This is a genomic window from Kitasatospora sp. NPDC098663 (assembly GCF_044760075.1).
In the GTDB taxonomy this organism is placed as follows: Bacteria; Actinomycetota; Actinomycetes; order Streptomycetales; family Streptomycetaceae; genus Kitasatospora.
This window is the reverse complement of the sequence record NZ_JBIWAP010000063.1, coordinates 1-17,226: the sequence shown is the minus strand read 5'-3', so window position 1 is coordinate 17,226 and position 17,226 is coordinate 1. Positions and strand designations below refer to the sequence as shown.

The following is a 17,226-nucleotide window of genomic DNA, read 5'->3' as shown; positions in this document are numbered from 1 at the left end:
ACATCGGTGATCAGGACGGTCCCAGGGGGCGGCGTGCGCGGCGACAGGGCCCCGAACACTTACACCGCCGGCGACTGGCCGCACCGGGCACGACCGCTGCCTCAGGCACCTCCCGGCGTCCACTACGCGCTCGCCATGGCCCGCGAACTCGATGACCTCGCCGACCAGCGGGGCCTGTCCCACCGGGCCGTTTCCGCGCACGCGGGACTCGGTCCGGCAGCAGTGGGCCGGATCGTGCGGGGCGAGGTGTACCCCGACGTCTCGACGCTCGCCCGCCTTGAGGCATCCCTGTGCGCCGACCTGCTGCCGTCGGACCGGCATCGGACCCTGCTGCCCCAGGGCGACGACAGGCAGCTGTAGCGGCACTGTCCGGCCCATCACGACCATCGCCATCGCCTTGGGGCGACAAGGTCCACCATGCGGCCGCTCCGCCTCCCGTTGGCGGGCTTGTAGGGGTGTCGCGCGGGCTCTCCCCTGCCGCGCAGCCGTGGGGGGTAGGGGGGTTGAGGACGGAGTTACGAGTTGGCGCGTGATTGCGGCGGCGATGTGACCAGCGGTGTTGCGGGCGGCATGATCTGACGGTGTGACGATCATGGTGAACCGTGCGGTCCTCGGTCATCGGGTGCTGACCGGGGTCTCGCGGCGTCACCTGGCCGATCTGGTTGTCGAGCTGGCGGCTCCGTGGTAGGCCGTGGTCGAGGGCCAGCGCCACTGCGCCCGCGGCGGGAGCCGGCGCCAAGCACCGCCTGGCCTTCGTCGACCGGGCGGTCGCCACGCTCATCCATCTGCGCCACGACCTGCCGCACGCCGTCCTGGCCTTGCCGCTCGGCGTCGACCGTTCCACGGTCAGCCGGGCGATCGGCGAGGTCAGGGGCCTGCTTGCTGCCCGGGGCTTCGCGGTGCCCGGCCGTACGGGCGTACGGCCGCGAACCCTGGCCGACGTCTTCGCCTATGCGCGGGCCGAGGGTGTCGTGCTTCGGCTGGACGCCACCGAGGTTCAGGTCCGCCGCCCGGAGTGAAGCGAGGGTCCGCAGGACACGTGTTATCAGGTTCCCTTATGCCCTTTTGCTTCTTTGTCGTCGTCGTCGCTGTGCCACGGCTGGAGCGTCAGCGGAATCCTGGAACATCAGGCGAAACAGGCCGTACCCCCTTGTCCCGTACCCCTCCCTCCTTGCCGTGCGGCAGGGGTACAGTACGGCCTGTTTCCCCTGGTCATTGCGCCTCGGGGCTGTACTGCTGTTTCTCCGTCCGTGATACGGCCGTACCCCATGTTCATCCGCCCTCGTGAGGCAGGAGCGAGGCGGGGGTACGGGTCTGCTCCCGACGGGTCGCAGACCCGGTTCATCGCTCTGCTGCCGCAGGTGGCACAGCCCTCGCCGCGCAGTGGGTCCGGTCTCTCGCGACGCTGCCGCTTCGGCTCTGGATAGCGCTCCGCTCCGTCGTGCGCCGCGGCCGGCGCAGCTGCCCTTGCGCCATCGCGTAGCACTGACTGCGGTGCCCAAAGGCGCCCCCTCCCGGAAACCCCACGAGCCACTGTGATGCAGGTCACCGTGACACTTTCAAGATCTATTGTCGCTTCCTGCGTCTGCCGGGTCTGAAGAGTGACGCTGTCACTCGTTTTGGAGTCGGAGGACCCCATACCCATGCCCTGCACAGCGGAAGTGGCGCTGACGGACGACGAGGTGCGCGCCCTGAACGCACTGCCCGGCGCGGACTTCGAGGTTAATACCGAGCCACTCTTGCGACTTCGGTGCACACCGGCCCGATGCGCAGCACACCGTGTGTGCGCAGATGCAGTACGAGCCCGGAGGACTCGCACTGTGGTGGCTGTTCTGGGACGACGAGGGCTGACGGGAGCTGCGGATCGCTCCAGGGTGCGAGAAGGTCGTCGTCTCTGAGGCGTGCCTGCTCGTCGAAGACCACCCCGGCGCCTGTGACCAGTCTCGATCGGCTTCACTCGCGAGGAGCTGGCGGCAGAGCTGCCGCGGCCGGGCGCGGCGCCTGGGTGAGGCAGCGCCGGCTCAAGGGGCGGCGGGCTCCCAGGCCGGCGGGCACAGCACCCGCCCCGTCCGTCCATCGGGCGAGCCGATGAACCCGCCGCCTTACCGACCGCCGCGATTCGGCGTGAAGTGCAGACAGGCTTTTCTCCCCTACGAAACAGCAGTGAAAAGCGTCTCCCTCGCGTCTCCGAGGTGGCCCATCGGGACGTGCGGGGGGCGCGACTGCGACACGTATGAGACGCGGACTGCTGCCACTGGCCCTCTCGGAGTCCCGGGAGTGTCCTCACGGCGTCTCGCGCGCGCTCCAATAGTGCCGTCCTGGTGTCGCACACGGTGCTCTCGGAGTACACGACTGGGTAGCGGCGACCGGTGAGGTCCTTCAGGAGTCACAGTCAGGACGCCGACGGGACGCCATGCGCACTCGAATGCGGTTCCCCCGGGGACGGCGCTGCGGCCCCACGTGTCTCGTGGATGCCCTGCGGGAGCCCTCGTCGCGTCGCACGTAGAGCCTATCGGCGCACGGCGTCGGCGGCTTGCGTGCGGTCATCCCAGGTGGGGCGCGACGGCGTCTCGCCGGTGCACCTGGCAGCGCTCGACAGGGACGCCGATAGGGCCCTACTCGCGTATCGAATGGGACTTGCAAGAGACTCAATAGGGACAGTAGAGTGACGTTGCATCGATTCGCATTCGAGCAGAAACGTGGAAGGCGGTGAGTCCCTATGGCAGAGCGCGAGACATCCGGTGAGCGACTGGGTGAAGTGCATGAGCAAGCGGCCGGGCGAGGTGAGTGCGATGGCGAATCAGTCGGGTGAACCTCGCAAGGTTCGCTGGACCGTGCCCGCTGCCGATACCTCGGTGATCGAGTGGCTCGATCAGCAGGAGAACATCTCGCAGTCGCTGCGACAGCTCATTCGGGAGTCCATTCAGCGCGACGGGTACATCGACGTCTTCTACAAGCCTGTCGATCAGCTGCCGCGGCGTGGCCGACCACCGCTGGAGATTACCGAGCAGCGCGAGGACGACGAAGCAACAACCGAGCCCCGTCCGGCCGTCCGGCTGGTCCAGTCGCAGCAGCAACCTGTGGTCACCGACCAGGCCGACGTCGTCGCGCAGACAGCCCCAGCCCCAGCGCCGGTGTCCCGGCCCGAGCCGGCTCCCGCACCGGTCGAGACAGCCGAGGCTTCCGTCCCCATCCCACCGCCGGAGCCGCCGAAGCAGGCGTCCATAGACGAAATCATGGCGAGCACTCGGCGCTGAGTGACGCGGTGACTCTCACCTTCCAGACAGACAACGCAGACACCGAGGGGCCGAATTCATGAGCACGAACACCACCGACATCATCACCCTCACCGGCGGCATCGACGTCGGCAACGGCTACGTCAAGGGCGTCATCCAGAACACGAAGCAGAGCACTTTCGACGAGATCGATCTGCCCAGCGCGGTCGTCTCGACTTCCCGCACCTCGCCGAAGGTACCGCTCCCCGACGCGGATGCGGCCACCGTGATGGCCGGCGACTTCTACAACCAGATCGACTGCTCGCTCACCACTCCCCTGGTGGCGGCTTCGGACCGCCGGATCTTCGGCCGGGCGGCGCTGAGCGTTCGCGGCTCGAAGTTCACCGAGTTCGAGGTGCTGGGCAAGCACTCCAAGGCCGATCAGGAGCTGAGCAAGGTCCTGGTTCTGGGTGTCTTCGCCGCGAAGGCCCTGCGCGACCACGTCAGCGAGAACGGCGCGCTGCCCGATCACGAGCTGCGCGTGCACGTGCGGGCCGGCCTGGCACTGCCGATCTCCGAGTTCGTCGCGCGCCGCCACGCCTACGCCGCCGAGTTCATCGGCCTGCTGGGCAGCTCCGACCCCGCGGTGCACCTGGTGACGATCAAGAACTTCAGCACCCCGGTCTCGGTGCGCCTGCAGTTCGTCGACGTCCAGGTGATGGCCGAGGGGGCCTCCGCGCAGTTCGCCATCACCGACAAGGGCGAGCCGCTGGCCCAGGCTCTCCTCGATGATCTGCGCGCCCGCGACGCCTCCCTCGTCGAGGGTGTCTCCGCCTCCGACCTGGTCGCGGTCCAGCACACCATCGGCGTCGACGTCGGCGAAGGCACCGTGAACTTCCCGGTCTTCACCGACGGGCGGTTCAACGCCGAGGCGGCCGCCACGCTCGACGAGGGCTACGGCACCGCGCTGATGAACGCCATGGAGCGCATGAGCGAGTCGGACGCCACGCTGCAGTTCTCCTCGCGCAAGCAGCTGGCGGACTTCCTCCACGCGGAGCCGTCCGTGCTGGTGAGGAACCGTCACCAGCGGGCCGCCGGCTTCGTCGAGGACGAGGCGAGCTACCTGGTCGACGAGATCGTCTCCTCCTTCGGCGACGTCCTCTCGCAGGCCGGCGCGACGACCGAGGTCGTCTACGTCTACGGCGGCGGCTCGGGTCCGATCAAGCACCTGCTGCACCCGGCGCTGCTGAAGGCCGCGGGCGACGTGCCCGTGCTCTACCTCGACTCGAGCTACTCGCGGCACCTGAACCGCGAGGGCCTGTACATCGCGGCCCGTCACGTCGAGCAGCAGGCCCTCGCCGCGAAGACCGGGGGCAAGCGCACTAAGGAGGTGGTGTGATGAGCGAGGCACTGAGCGCCGTCTCGAAGGCCGCAACCGCCGAGACCAGCACCATCGAGCCGACGTCGTGAGCGCCTTACGCGAGATCGTGAAGTTGCTGGCGGCGAACACCGGCGCGAAGCGGATGAGCGATGTCTTCGACCACTTCGTCGAGATGGCGGCGCTGGCTCTGCGCAACGCCGTGGACGTCCGCGGAAGCAAGTCCTGGGAAGCGCGTGAAAGACAGTACCTCCAGATCGCCGGCGGCTACAGCAGAACAGACTTGGACCGCTTCGCGCATGCGCTGGCGCTGGTGACCATGGAGTTGAATCGAAATCCCCATGACGTGCTTGGACGCCTCTACATGGAACTGGAGCTCGGCAACGAACGGCTGGGCCAGTTCTACACGCCCTACGACTTCGCCCGTTTGATGGCTCGGATGGAGATCCGCGCGGTGGTCGAGCAAGTCGAGCGCAGCGGTTTCGCTGATGTCTACGAGCCCACCTGCGGCGCGGGCTCGTTCTTGATCGCCTTGTCGGAGGTCATGCTCGAGCACTGCCTCAACCCGCAGACGCAGTTGCACGTGACGGCGGAGGACATAGCGCCACAGGCCATGCACATGGTCTACGTCCACCTCACACTGCTGCACATCCCCGCAGTCGTGCGCCATTGCAATGTCCTGACGCTGGAGACCTTCGAAACATGGCCCACCCTCGCTCATGTCCTGGGCGACTGGAGTCACAAGCGCAGGGTGGCCCGGGCCATCGATGGATCACGTCAACTGATCATCGCGTCGCATCAGGAGACCACCGGAGATCCCGCTGACGCTTTGGGGGTGAAGCGATGACGATTACGCAAGGACAAACCGATCCTTCTGACGCCGAGAGCGACGACACTTCGGCATGGCGCGGGAAGGAGCCGGTAGCCGGGTCGTGCCCGGCGTGCCAGCGCGAGGAAGTACGCGCGGGACGTTGCGGCGGATGTGCCGCAGCCATCGGTGCCGAAGCGGCGGCGGCCGCTCTGGAGGGCATGCCCAGGAACGCGGGCGTTCTGCTGCACGAGGCAGAGCAGTTGGGCTGGGGTGTCCGTACGGAGCTCCGCCGGACCGGCCGTCTGTGGGTGCGCGCCGCGGTGATCTCCGGGCTCGTGATAGTGCGCGCCGGGGTGGAGGAGACCGAGCACGTGTGCGCGTGGAACGAGGCGACGGGCAAGTTCGTGGCGTCCGCCTCGACAGGCGGTTTCAAGGCGGTACGCGAGGCGATCAAGGCCGTACGCGTCGTCGCCCGGGAGCAGGAGGCCACGGGCCGAACGGTGTGGGGCCGGGACGCCGCGGAGTGGGTTCGGCAGATGGTCGATGCCGTGACCAAGGTGACTGCCTCCCTGTGCGGTGCACGGGACGCGTTCAACAACCTCGACGGCTCCACGCCGACGGGTGCGCGGGCGGTGGAGCTGGCCTCCGCCGCCTACGCGGAAGCCAGGACAGCCGAGCGGTCGGCCATCGACGCCGTGAACGCGGCGCGGACGTGGCTGGCCGAGACCAACGGCGACGACGCACGAGGATGCGCCTCGTGGCGGCAGGCAATCCTGCTGGCCGGGGAGCACGTCAAGGAAGCCGGGAAGGCGATCGCGGATGCCATGGCGCGCGCGGAGCGGGAAGCACTCGCCGCTCCGATCATCGAGGAGGCGCAGGAGCGGCTGGACGCCCGAGAAGCCCAATGGCGCGGACAGTTGGTCGAGTCGGGCCGTGCGCCGTCGGCGCGCGGGTACGCCGAGCTGATCGTGATGTTCACGGACTCCTCGCGTGCCTGGTGCGCGTGGTTCGAGGGCCACACCGACTACGACGGCGTCACGCACGCCGGGCACGGCGATCCCTCGCGGTCGTTCGTGGCGCAGTACGACGCCTGGGTGGAGTCCAGGCGCTCCAACCGGTCGGTGTACTACCCGTCGCGGTACACGTCCGCCTCGCTGATCGCCGGAGGCCGTACCGATGCCGCCGCCTTGGCGTTCACTCTGGCCGTGACCGACCGGATCGAGGGGCGCGGCGGCGAGGCCCTGCGGAAGGCTGCGGCCGCCGTCCGCAAGAACCCCCAGGGGTTCGGCACCAGCAACGACCGCAAGCACCTGTCCGACTGGTCCAAGTACCCGCACAACAGCTTCGGGGAGCCGACCCGCCTTGCCGAGCACGCCCCCGTCGAGTGGGCGGCGCTCGAGACCGCCCAGGCCGCGTACCACGGCGTTCGGGACTTCGAGCATGCCCTGTACTGGGACGCGCACAACGCCGGCGAGCGTGCGGAGGCGCGGGCGGAAGCCGATCGTGCCGGGCTGGCGGGACGCGACGAGGCCCGGGCAGAGCGCGCGGCGTCCGGCCGAACGGCGGCTGTGTGGGAGGCGGCGGTGGAACGGCTGACGACAGCCCGCTCCCGTGTCTACGCGGCGGTGGTACTCGCCGCCGGCGACCTGGAGCGGGCGCGGGCGTGCGGAGAGCGGGTTCGCGAGGACGATGCGCTTGCCGGGGACGTGTGGTCGGCCGTCCGGTCCTGCGAGGAGGCGTACGACGACGTGCACCGCGCGAAGCGGGACACAGCCCACTACGAGGAGTCGGCCGAGGTCTACCGCACGGCGGGCGTCCTGTCAGACTTCGTGGCCGAGTGCGAGCGCATGGAGGAGGCCGCAGCCCGTGCCGAGTCCGCCCGTGAAAAGACGCTGGACCTGTATGGGTGCGCGTTCGAGGACTCTGTGACAGCAGTGGAGAACCGGCATGAGGGTGGGCCCCAGTAGTGGCCACGTCGAGTGCGGTAGCGCCAGGTGGGAAGTGAGTACACGAAGCAGCACTCGGCGGAGAACCGGCGGGACGCGATCGCGCTCGTCTGTTCTTCCGGCAGGACGGTGACCGAGGTCGACCGGGAACTCAGGGTCGGCCTGGAGAGAATCTGCGCGACTGAACGTCCCTTGTCCTGAGTAGATGCAGCTCACTGGGCGTGGGCCCAGCCGGTGGTCGGCATCGTGCCGGACGCCCAGTGGACGGTCACGTCGATGGTGAGACCGGCGGTGTGCGGGTCGAGGACGGGCTGGCCCGGGAGCAGCTGATGCATCTCCAGTGCCTCGTGGACTGCGGACTCGGCCACGGCGGTGCCGGCGCACAGCAGCATTGACGCTTCCGGACCGTTCCCGGCTGCGTGGAAGTCAAGGGTGCGGAAGGTCCGCAGCGGGAACACGACCACGCCCTGGTCGTTGGTTACGGGGTTGAGGCTCGGGTCGTACCTGCGGGGTGCTGTTGGGTTCTCGCGGTCGTGGCAGCCGACGTAGAGGTGGACCTGCTGCTCGGCGAAGGCGAGCTGGTCGATGCTGAAGGAGGTCTCGGGGTGCAGCCACGTGCCCGTCAGGTGCCAGGCGCCGACCAGGTGGAACCACCAGAGGTGCCACATGTCGAAGGGCGCGTCGTCCATGGACCCCAGTTCGGTCGGCGGCGGGTCGGAAGGCAGGGCGTGGCCCAGGCTCTTGCCGCGCCACAGGGGCGTGGCGGGGCCGTTCTGGAAGGAGACGTCAATACCAGTGATGAACTCGTCCAGGGGGACGCCCCGCCACGCGAAATCGTGGAGCCACTGTTCGGCCATGGCGGCTGCGTGGTCGGCCCAGGCAGTGCCGGCGGCGTCGGGCCCGGGGCTGCGGACGGCGTCGACGACGGTCAGCACGGTTCGTCCTGCGGTGTTCGCGGGGCAAGCAGGCTGAAGGGAGCGGGCGGCAGGTCCAGGCGCGGGCCCGCGTCGTCTCCGATATACCGGCCGCCGCAGGAGCAGAAGCTGCCAACGTAGACGAAGCAGTGCTGGAAGTGCCTGCCGTGCGGGTGTCCGGGGGTGGGACCCATGAGTTCGTTCCTTCAGACAGGGAGCGGTCGCACGCCGGGAACCAGGGTGCGGGGCGGGGCGGGGTGGAGGTGTCGGGCTGCGGGCGGCGCCGGAGAGCGGGCTCGCGATCTCCTCATGAAGGGGTGCCACGTCCCTCACCAGCTTGGCCACCACCATCGCGGCCGGCCTCTCCCCGGGAACGGCCGGGTGCTGGGCCTGGGCGGCCTCGACCGCGGTGGCCGACCACGGGCAACCAGAGCAAGAACCCCGCGAATAGGCCTCCAGGCGTAAATAAGAAAATGCGGTTGCTTTCATGTCGTTTAGGTCAAATAAAAAAGCCCACCCCGGTCCGCTGGGGACCGAGGGGGGAGCTTTTCGACGTGTCAGCCAGGGAAGACATCATCGTTGTTCAGCAGCTTCACGCCTGCGATCTCGATGACCGTGAGGCCAAGCTCATCCAGACGGTTCCATGCTTCGGCGGCCTGCCCCTCGGGGGTCTTCGCCTGCTCGGGCGCAGGTTCCCTGATGTAGTCCACGCCTCGCTCCTCGGATCACGTTCGGTCAGTCCAGTGCCCATTTTAGCTGTCCGCCGGCCTCCTGCAGCCGTGCGTTCCACCGCCGGTACGTCTCCACCCGGCGGCTGATCCGGTACGCGGCATCGACCACCACCACCGCGGCCACACCCTGCTGCACGCGAGCGAGCGGTTCCTCAAGGGCAAGCTCATTGTCGCCTGCTTTGCCGGACACCAGGATGTCCTCCACCCAGTCTATTCAATGGATTCGGCAGTGAGACTCCCGGCGCTGCCTTGCAGCGCGCTGCCCGTGCCTATCCGATTCCGCCTACCGCAACTCGGCCCCCTTGCGGCATTCGGTGCGAAAAAGGAAGACCCCCCACAGACGGTCTCTGCTGTGGTCTTGGCTGTGCTGTTCGCCAGGCACACCGTTTGATGTGTGTGGCCCCAGGTCGTACCAGAGCCCTTGCGATTCGAGGGTGGTGGTGGATTTGAGGACGGCATGAGCCTGACGGAGCCTCATGCAGGGAACGTCTCCGGGTGGGCGGCCTTCCAGGTAGCCCAGTCCTTACTCGGGTATTCGGTGTGCATGTGCTTGTCGCGGTCCATGACCTGCACGAGAGTGAGTGGGCCGATGGCTGCCTTGTCTGCGTAAAGGTGCGCGGCAAAGTCTCCGCCGCGGGACCGGGGTGAGAGAGGCACCCAGAACGGACCGTACTGCCAGGTGACGACCCGGTAGGACCAGTCGCCATCAGCCCACTTGTGGAAGACGCGGGTGACGGCGTCGGTGTCGAAAGGCTGTTCTTCGAGCTTGCGCTTGTACCAGCCGTTGGTGCCGAAGAAGTACACCTTGTACTGCTCGATGTAGGAGGCGAGCTGGGCGGCTTCCAGATCCGTCGGGCGCGCTTCGGATCCGCGGTCGAAGCAGGCGATGTACCGCCAGCCGGGGTGGGCACTGGTAACGGGGATACGGAGGTTGGCGAGTGGGTCATCACGGTCAGCGTCGTACTTCCACCAGGTGGCGGTCATGTGGCGAGTCCTGTCGTTTCGGGCGGCCAGGTGGCGGGCGTGACCACGGCGAGCAGCGTGCGGAGCTGGTCCGTGCGGAGCGTTTTGTTCACGGCGGACATGATCGTGGCGCCCTCGGGTGACCAGCGCCAGCACCAGCCGTGGTAGGCGCAATGCCGCGTTGTCCGGCAGGGGGTGAGTGACGCGGTCACGACCTGTATCGGGACCCCAGCCGCAATCAGCTGGTCGATGTCCGCCTCGGTTAGATTCGTGTCGTCGGGCCCGGTTACTGACTTCGGCGCTTCAGGGTGATGGTGGTGGGAGGTCGAGGGAGAGTCCGGTTCCGGTGAGGAAGCCGTCGAGGATGTCGGGGCGGTACTGGAGTCGTTTGAGTCGGTTGCGGACGAGGGTCGCGAGTCGGTCGAGGGCGACGGTGGCGATGGTCGCGAGGGTGCGTTTGACGTGGGCCCACAGGTACTCGACAGCGTTCAGTTCGGGTGAGTAGGCGGGCAGGATGAACACCGTCAGCCAGTCCCGCGCGCCGATCAAGTCGCGCATGGCATGGGAGACATGGGTGTTGAGCCGGTCCCAGAGCAGCACGATGGGCCCCTTGACCAGGTGGTGGATTCCGTCGATCAGGCCGATGTAGTCGCGCTCGGACAGGCCGCGGCGTTCGCCTTTGCGCCCGGTGTGGCGCCGCAGCCGGTGGCACAGCCGGGTCCGGGAGCCCGGACGCATCGCGAGCAGCCCGGCGACCGAGACCCGTCCGGAACCCCGTCCGGAGACCCTCACGACCGGGGCGCTGCCGCGGCGTCCCCACGTGCGTCCCTTGGGCGGTCTGCGGGTGAACCCGGCTTCGTCCTCGAAGCAGATCCATCCGTCGCAGGCCGCCCTGGTGCTTTTACCTCCGCCCAGGTCGCCTCCTTCCACACGGTCACGGCCCGCTCGTCGCGCTCGGCTGCCCATCGCGCGGGGACCTGCGGGGTGAAGCCGAGCCGGTGCATCAGGCGGGTGGCGCCCGAGACGCTGTAGGAAACGTGGAACTTGCGGCCGATCAGCGTGGCCACCCGTACGCCGGTCCACACCTGGTCCTCGTCCCAGCCGTGGACGGCCGGCCCCTGGTCGAGGTAGGCGGCCAGCTTCTCCTGGCAACGCGTGGACAGCTTGCACTGCTGCCCGTTCGCTCCTCGTGAGGCCAGGGCCGCCACCCCGCCCTCCGTCCACACCTGGTGCCACTGGTAGGCCGACTTCGAGCTCACCCGCAGCCTGCGGGCGACCTCCGGCGGCCTCAGCCCATCGGCGAACAACCCGGCGGCCTCCACTCGCACCGCCTCCCGGCGCTGGCGACCCTCCACCGTCAGCCCGCCCCCATCGCCATATCGCATACCAATGGCATAGCGCGCAGATGACCGTCAGTCAGCTACACAAACAGGCCAATCACCCCGAAGCGCCGAAGTCAGTAACACCAGAGCGGGCATGGGGGTTGATTGGGAACGCAGTCACGCCAACATCAGCGGCGGGGCTGCATCATTCGGTGATCACGGTCAGTCGATGCCGGGGCACCACACGCTGGGCCGGTCGTGCCACTCGTGGGGGCATGTTAATCGTCGTGGCCACACGGCTGGCGCCCGCTCTCCTCGTCGGCCGGTTCTCTGTCGGGTCCGGCGAGGTTTTGGCGGAGTGCGTTCGCGCGTTCGGGGTCGAGCTCCAGCCAGTAGGGGCGCCGCTCCTCGTCGGACATGAGGACGATCGCAGTGTCGTCGTCGCCCCACAGGACATCGTCCAGGCCCCAGCGGAGATGCGTCGGGCCAGCGGCGACCGCGAGGGCCTCGGCGGTCGGGGCGGCGGGCGGCATGAGTTCGGCGGCGACGGCAGCGCTGAGCCATGACTCGGCCTCGCTGACGAGAAACTGGCGCGTGCTTGGCAGGAGTTCGTCCCAGGATTCGGCGACGGTCGGCCCGTATCCGCTGCGGTAACGAGACTCGGCGAGCTGGATGGCTCGGGGATCGGTGCTGTTCATCAAGGGCTCCATAAGGTCACTGGACGGTATTCGAGATCGAGTTCTTCCTGACCGGGTACTTGGTCGCCGCGGTTGCTGGTGCGGCTCCAAGCCGATTGGCGTGACACGCCACCGGCACATGAGGCCGCGGCCGCGGCCGCGGAGGAACCCCCTGAACAGGCGCAGGGTGTCGGCCTGCTCGGGCTCGCGGATTCACCGGGCGTACCGGTTGCCAGCGTCGGCGCGCGGCCGTTGGTCGGGGTGTACCGGCGATAGGAGCGGGTGATGATCGCGCGCACGATGCTGCGGGCTGTGGTGGTGGTCACGGTCTGGGGTTCCTTCCCGAGTGCTGCCGGGGTGACCGCGCGCCGGCCGGCGCGCGGTCAGTGCCCATCCCCACCTCGAACGGGGAGGGAACGGCCGAAGGCCCCGGACACGGGGGGCCGTGGTGTTAGAACGGAGGGCAGCGGAGTTGCTCGGCGCACACGTGCGCTGCGGCCGCGGCCTCTTCGGCTGCGCGCTTGCGCTCGTGCTCGGCCGCGCGCTTCCCGGTTCGTGCCACACACGGCGCGTTGTCGCACCGGCTGTGACCGGTGATCCCGTCCGTGGAGGGGTGATACTGGGTGATCAGGCCAGAGCCTCAGTGAGGTCGACCTTCCGGCCTCGGGCGATCTCGGCGGCCGGGACGTCGATGCGGAAACCAGCGGCCGGGTAGCCCGGATGGTCGGAGAACACCACGGCACACATCCAGGAGCCGGAGTGGAGCTTGCGCGGCAGCGGCTCATCCTCGACCCCCTCGGGCAGAGCGTCCTTGCGGAACTCGATCGGAACGACGACGACACGGTAGGCCCGGTCGGTGCGCGGCTGCTGCCAGGGCAGTTCGACGAGCAGGTCCTTGGCCCACTCGTCGATGGTCACGGGCCGGGTGGACAGGTAGTGGTTCAGTGAGCCTTCGGGGGCCTGGGCCAGCCGGGCGCGCTCCTGCTCCTCGGTCTCGATGAGGCCGATGCTGCTGAGGAAGCTCATGATGGTGAGTTCTCCTGAGGTCCGTGTTTGGGCGCGGCGCTGCGGCGCCATCGATGGTCTCCGTGCGTCTCTGATCAGCCGTCTCAATCGGCCCGGCCCGGGCGTGGTGAAGGCGCCGCGGGGCAGCAAGGCGACGCCCGCCGGCGGATCACTGCGGGCGAACGGGGTCGAGTCCCCAGTGCTCGCGGCAGTCCGGGCAGTCCTCACCGGGACCGCCACCGGTCCCGTGGTGAACACACATCCATTCTCCTAGTGACAGCTCGACCTCCTCGTCCTCGTCGTCCTCACCATCGGCCTCCTGGGCGTACATCTCGGCGCTGGCCTCGATGTCGACCTCGCCGTTCGCGTGGTAGATCAGCCCGTCCTCGCCCGGGTGCGCCCGGTGGCGGGAATCGGCCTCCGCCTCGACCATCCGCTGCAGCTCGGCCAGGCCCACTGGCCGCAGCTCGATGCGGTGCTTGGTTGCGGTGACCGGGTCGGCGATGGTCAGCACCGCGGCGGCCGGGATGTCGTCCGGGTCGGTGAGGTGTTTCCCGAACAGCGCCTGCAGCGCTTTTGCGACCGCGCTCGCCGGTGTGATCGTCTCGCCCATCCTGGTCTCCTCTTCCGGTTGGTCGATCATCAGTTGCCCTTGCCGTGCGGTGCCCGCGCGAGTCAGGTTGCGGCGATGGCGTTCGTGTGGACCTCATCGACCGTGCCGCAGTGCCCGCAGCTGCCACGGCGCGCGAAGCGCTGGATCGGCTCGTCGTCCACGAATCGCTGAACCACTTCGGGCACCGGATGCCCGCGAGGTTCTGGGTGTTCGTGCTCATGGCCGCTATTCGAAGTCGGTTGCTGATGGTGTTCTTCGGCAGCGAATCCGGATCGGCTCCGCCGATCCACGCAGACGAGACGAGAAGCCCCTCCACCCGGAGCACAGAACTTCAGGCAGCGGGCCCTGATCACTTCCTCTCCGCTGGTGCTCTACCGGCGGCGGTCCCGGATTGCCATGAGCAGCTCTCCGAGCATGTTCCGACCCGGCGTCCCGACATGGGCCGGGCAGCAACACGAGTCCCAGAACTGGTCGTGCCAGCGGTTGGTCTTCACGAGCTCGAGGTCACCGGTGGCCTCCAGCCGCGCGGCCAGATCGGGCAGCGCGAACTTCGCGACGAGCACCTGCTGCATCGCGCGCACACGCCCACCGGTGTTCCATTCCGGGCGCAGCGAGACGCGCCGGCCCTCGCGCTTCGCGCCGCCGGGTGTGGCCTCGCCGAGCACGCGGGCCCGCTCGACGGGGTCGATCGTCTTCAGAGCGTTGAAGGCGTGCTCGCCTGAGGCGACCGTGCCGCCCCCGGCGAGCAGGGGCATCTCGAAGGGCGTCTCGTCGAAGTTGGAGAGGAAACCGAGCTCGTCTCGGAACATCGGCTTCAGATCATTGGCCTGGGTCACGGTCGTCTCCTCGACGTCAGGGCCAGGATCGCGAAGTCCGCCCGGATCTGCGGCCGCGGATCTCCACCTGTGCAGGACAGAAGCCCTCCCCGACGCAGCCCGTGCTGCGCCGGGGAGGCCTCGATCATGCGGTCACCGCGTCCCGGACCGGCAGCACGAGCTGCTGCAGTCCGAGCGCGTACTCGTGGACCGGGATCCCGGCGCCGGTGATGGCATCGAGCACCAGCTGGGCAGGACCCTCCCCCAGCCCCTTGACCTTGACCGCGTCGCAGTTGTTGGTGCCGAGGAACTGCATGATGCCGCCCTCCCGGTTGATCTCGATGTTGAGCCGTACGCGGCCGGCGGAGTCGCCCCGGTCGTCAATCACGGCGACGAAGACGTCCAGGCCCAGCCTGTGCGTGTAGCCGGCGATGCAGTTGTTGAGCTGCGATCCCCACCGGGTCAAAGTGTCCGTGTCGCGGGCGACGACGAGCCGAAACCCGCCGACGTGCATGCCGTCGAGCCTCTCGGTGACGTCCGTGACCCAGGCGGCCCACTCCTTCACACGGGACAGCTGCTCCTGGCGGTGGTGCTCGGCCCGCGCCTCGTATTCGCGCTGCCGGGCTGTCATCAGCGCTTGCCGGTGCTCGATCAGGAACTCGTCGGCGGCCGCGCGGAACGCTCGGTCCTTCCACAGCTCCCAGGTCGCGAGCGGCAGGTCACGGCCTTCGAGCCGGACGATCTGCTCGTTGTACCTGTGCATCTCGCGCAGCGCGTTCACCTCGCCGATCATGGCGCTGATCGCCTGGTTCGAGCGCGCGAACGAGCGGCTCTCCACCCGGGTCTCGGGCATCGAGCGCACCAGGGTCTCCAGGTCCCGAGCGCCGCGGATGCGGCGCTGCCCCCGGGCCTTGATCAGTTCGGGCAGGAGATCCAGGTCGCGCAGCTGCGTCTGCGCGTCGCCGAGGTCCCGTACGGTGTCCCCGATGATCTGGATGCTCCGCCAGGCCGGCTCGGCGAGGATCCGCCGCAGGATCGGCTGTGGCACGCGGCGGAACAGCACACGGGCCTGCACGAGCTCGGCGGGCTTGAGGCCGATGTAGTGGATCGTCTCGGTGCGGCGCATCGACTCGATGATCCAGTCGATCGGCACGAGCCCGCGGAACAGGCGGAACCAGTTCAGCACGCTCATGTCGTGGAACTCACGATGCTGGTCCTGCCCGGCCAGCATGTGTTCGGTCAGGCGCTGGATCTCGCGTGCCAGCGGCTTGCGGTACCGGGTCTTGCCGAACACGTTCTCTGCGACCGTCTTGTAGTCCTCGGCGTCCAGGTAGTGCATCCGGCCCGAGTGTGCGAGCCCGAAGGAAGAGACCTCCTTCAGCAGCGGGAACCGCTCGCCGGCGGCCGGGAAATCTCCGATCAGGTGCAGGATTTCGGTCTGAAGGACCTGGAGGATCGAGCTCATCTGGGCCTGGATCCCGCCTTCGACGGCCTGGAAATCGGGACCCTCGACGAAGCGGGTGTCCTGACGGTGTCCGTCCCACGTGTAGTTGCCCATCGGATCCAGCAGGGTCTGCTCCCCGAGCCGGTACAGCAGCCCCGCGAGCTGGTTTTCGCCGCCGGCGAAGAGGTGCTGAGTGCTGTTCTTCCGGCTGGCCTTATCCAGCACGCGCAGCACCACGAGGTCTGCCTTGGTGCGCAGCAGCGAGAACGCCTGCTGGGTCTGCCAGTGGCGAAAGACCCTTCCGGAGGCGCGCATCCGGTGCACGCGGTGCGATACGGAGCCCGACACGGTCACGCGGCCATCGGGTGCGGTGCGAGCGACGACGCGGAGGCTCGCGCCGGTGCGGACGCCTTCGACGGTCGGCTCGATCTGGTCGTTGAGGAACTTGACGTGCAGCAGCACGCGCTCGCTGTTCTCGGACATGGTTGCCTCCCGCGGAGCGTGGAACAGGGACTGTGAAGGCTCTGTAGGGCCTGGCACTGACCAGCAGGCAGTGCTCTTCTGGGAGGCACCCGAGATCGGCTTCGCCGATCTGCTTGTGAAAGAGAAGAACCCCACCGCAGGAGCACGGTGCGACCAGCCGGTCACAGTCGTCGATCGGCGGGAGTGTCTGCAGCTGGCCTCGGCCGGGGGCCTCCAGGAGGCAGAGTTCCCAGTCCTGGGGAAGTGCTCCGCCCAACCCCGGTAGAGCAGGCGGACGGAGACCAGAAGAAGGGAGGGAGGGCGAGCGAGAAGCCCCCGCCAGCACTTGCCGCTCAGCGGAGAGCCTTGCGCAGCACAGCGGGGGCCTCAGGCGAGCGGATGCGGGTTCAAGAACCAGCTGCCGGGCTGGTGGGCTCCGCGTCCTCAGGCTCACCGGAGGACGACGGCGCGTCCGGGACGGCGTCCTGGGGCAGGTGCGCCCACCAGATCTTGGCGGTAAGCTTGATCACCGCGTAGGTCGTGTCCGTGGCCGGGTCCCACAGGATGTAGAGGCCCTCGTCCGTGTACACGACGTTGACGGGCGCGGACTGTGTCGGCCCGGTGGAGCGGGCACCGCCCTCGCCGCCGTACAGGATGCGGGTGTTGTGGCTGTTGGCCTTCACCCCGGGGACGTGGCGGAGCTCAGTCATCGACCACTTCCCGGGTTCCGGTTCCGGGGTGCGCTCCACGGAGCCAGCGTCGGGAAAGAGGGCGGTCCAGGTGGAGCGCTCGGCGGGGTCGGTGCCCTTCGCGCCGATACACAACCGGAGCCCCTTAGGGCGCGTATTCGGTCGTGATCAACGGGTCCGGGTGAGGTCCTTGATCCAGATCATCGCGCCACGGAGGTGGAGGCCTGCGAGGTAGCTGTCC

The 17,226-nt window shown here is 68.4% G+C and carries 18 protein-coding genes and 1 pseudogene; 6 read left to right on the top strand and 13 right to left on the bottom strand.

Features of this window, described 5'->3' with window-relative positions:
* Positions 1 to 33: 33 nt before the first annotated feature.
* From ACIQVZ_RS38635 to ACIQVZ_RS38610, 6 genes and pseudogenes are all read left to right on the top strand, one after another.
* Positions 34 to 360 carry a helix-turn-helix domain-containing protein gene (locus tag ACIQVZ_RS38635; RefSeq protein WP_402456779.1) on the top strand — a complete coding sequence of 109 codons (327 nt, stop codon included), beginning with the start codon at positions 34 to 36 and terminating at the stop codon, positions 358 to 360.
* Positions 361 to 592: 232 nt separating this feature from the next.
* Positions 593 to 1,013, top strand: a pseudogene (locus ACIQVZ_RS38630) (transposase family protein); the annotation flags it as partial.
* 1,749 nt (positions 1,014 to 2,762) lie between these two features.
* A complete protein-coding gene (locus ACIQVZ_RS38625) occupies positions 2,763 to 3,257 on the top strand; it encodes a hypothetical protein (protein ID WP_402456778.1) in 495 nt (164 codons plus the stop codon).
* Between the two features lie 58 nt (positions 3,258 to 3,315).
* Positions 3,316 to 4,614: a hypothetical protein gene (locus ACIQVZ_RS38620; protein WP_402456776.1), complete on the top strand. Its 1,299-nt coding sequence runs from the start codon at positions 3,316 to 3,318 to the stop codon at positions 4,612 to 4,614.
* Between the two features lie 67 nt (positions 4,615 to 4,681).
* Positions 4,682 to 5,440, top strand: coding sequence for an N-6 DNA methylase (locus tag ACIQVZ_RS38615; RefSeq protein ID WP_402456774.1), 759 nt, complete (start codon positions 4,682 to 4,684; stop codon positions 5,438 to 5,440).
* Positions 5,437 to 7,371: a hypothetical protein gene (locus tag ACIQVZ_RS38610; protein WP_402456772.1), complete on the top strand. Its 1,935-nt coding sequence runs from the start codon at positions 5,437 to 5,439 to the stop codon at positions 7,369 to 7,371. The genes ACIQVZ_RS38615 and ACIQVZ_RS38610 overlap by 4 nt, the downstream gene beginning before the upstream one ends.
* Before the next feature lie 191 nt (positions 7,372 to 7,562).
* On the opposite strand, the gene ACIQVZ_RS38605 is transcribed toward ACIQVZ_RS38610, so the two are convergent.
* The 13 genes from ACIQVZ_RS38605 to ACIQVZ_RS38545 all read right to left on the bottom strand — a co-directional run bounded on the left by ACIQVZ_RS38605 (position 7,563) and on the right by ACIQVZ_RS38545 (position 17,006).
* The gene (locus tag ACIQVZ_RS38605) at positions 7,563 to 8,285 is read right to left on the bottom strand and encodes a hypothetical protein (RefSeq protein WP_402456770.1); all 723 of its coding nucleotides are present in this window, start codon (positions 8,283 to 8,285) and stop codon (positions 7,563 to 7,565) included.
* 536 nt (positions 8,286 to 8,821) lie between these two features.
* Positions 8,822 to 8,974, bottom strand: coding sequence for a hypothetical protein (locus ACIQVZ_RS38600; RefSeq protein ID WP_402456768.1), 153 nt, complete (start codon positions 8,972 to 8,974; stop codon positions 8,822 to 8,824).
* 25 nt (positions 8,975 to 8,999) lie between these two features.
* On the bottom strand, positions 9,000 to 9,200 hold the full coding sequence (locus ACIQVZ_RS38595) for a hypothetical protein (RefSeq protein ID WP_402456767.1): 201 nt from the start codon (positions 9,198 to 9,200) through the stop codon (positions 9,000 to 9,002).
* A 269-nt stretch (positions 9,201 to 9,469) separates the two neighbouring features.
* Positions 9,470 to 9,979, bottom strand: coding sequence for a hypothetical protein (locus tag ACIQVZ_RS38590; protein ID WP_402456766.1), 510 nt, complete (start codon positions 9,977 to 9,979; stop codon positions 9,470 to 9,472).
* A gap of 282 nt (positions 9,980 to 10,261) precedes the next feature.
* Positions 10,262 to 10,831: a transposase gene (locus tag ACIQVZ_RS38585; RefSeq protein ID WP_402456796.1), complete on the bottom strand. Its 570-nt coding sequence runs from the start codon at positions 10,829 to 10,831 to the stop codon at positions 10,262 to 10,264.
* Positions 10,747 to 11,343, bottom strand: a complete 597-nt coding sequence (locus tag ACIQVZ_RS38580; RefSeq protein ID WP_402456764.1) for a winged helix-turn-helix domain-containing protein — start codon at positions 11,341 to 11,343, stop codon at positions 10,747 to 10,749. The genes ACIQVZ_RS38585 and ACIQVZ_RS38580 overlap by 85 nt, the downstream gene beginning before the upstream one ends.
* Before the next feature lie 215 nt (positions 11,344 to 11,558).
* Positions 11,559 to 11,978 carry a hypothetical protein gene (locus ACIQVZ_RS38575; protein WP_402456762.1) on the bottom strand — a complete coding sequence of 140 codons (420 nt, stop codon included), beginning with the start codon at positions 11,976 to 11,978 and terminating at the stop codon, positions 11,559 to 11,561.
* Complete coding sequence (locus ACIQVZ_RS38570; RefSeq protein WP_402456760.1) at positions 11,978 to 12,283, bottom strand: hypothetical protein; 306 nt, start codon at positions 12,281 to 12,283, stop codon at positions 11,978 to 11,980. The genes ACIQVZ_RS38575 and ACIQVZ_RS38570 overlap by 1 nt, the downstream gene beginning before the upstream one ends.
* 301 nt (positions 12,284 to 12,584) lie before the next feature.
* On the bottom strand, positions 12,585 to 12,983 hold the full coding sequence (locus tag ACIQVZ_RS38565) for a hypothetical protein (RefSeq protein WP_402456758.1): 399 nt from the start codon (positions 12,981 to 12,983) through the stop codon (positions 12,585 to 12,587).
* A gap of 148 nt (positions 12,984 to 13,131) precedes the next feature.
* Complete coding sequence (locus ACIQVZ_RS38560) at positions 13,132 to 13,575, bottom strand: hypothetical protein (RefSeq protein WP_402456756.1); 444 nt, start codon at positions 13,573 to 13,575, stop codon at positions 13,132 to 13,134.
* A gap of 371 nt (positions 13,576 to 13,946) precedes the next feature.
* Positions 13,947 to 14,411 (bottom strand): NADAR family protein, encoded by a 465-nt coding sequence (locus tag ACIQVZ_RS38555; protein WP_402456754.1) that lies wholly within the window; start codon positions 14,409 to 14,411, stop codon positions 13,947 to 13,949.
* Between the two features lie 124 nt (positions 14,412 to 14,535).
* Entirely contained in the window at positions 14,536 to 16,317 is a 1,782-nt protein-coding gene (locus ACIQVZ_RS38550) for a PcfJ domain-containing protein (protein WP_402456753.1), read from the bottom strand.
* Between the two features lie 386 nt (positions 16,318 to 16,703).
* Positions 16,704 to 17,006: a hypothetical protein gene (locus ACIQVZ_RS38545; RefSeq protein WP_402456751.1), complete on the bottom strand. Its 303-nt coding sequence runs from the start codon at positions 17,004 to 17,006 to the stop codon at positions 16,704 to 16,706.
* Between the last annotated feature and the right edge of the window lie 220 nt (positions 17,007 to 17,226).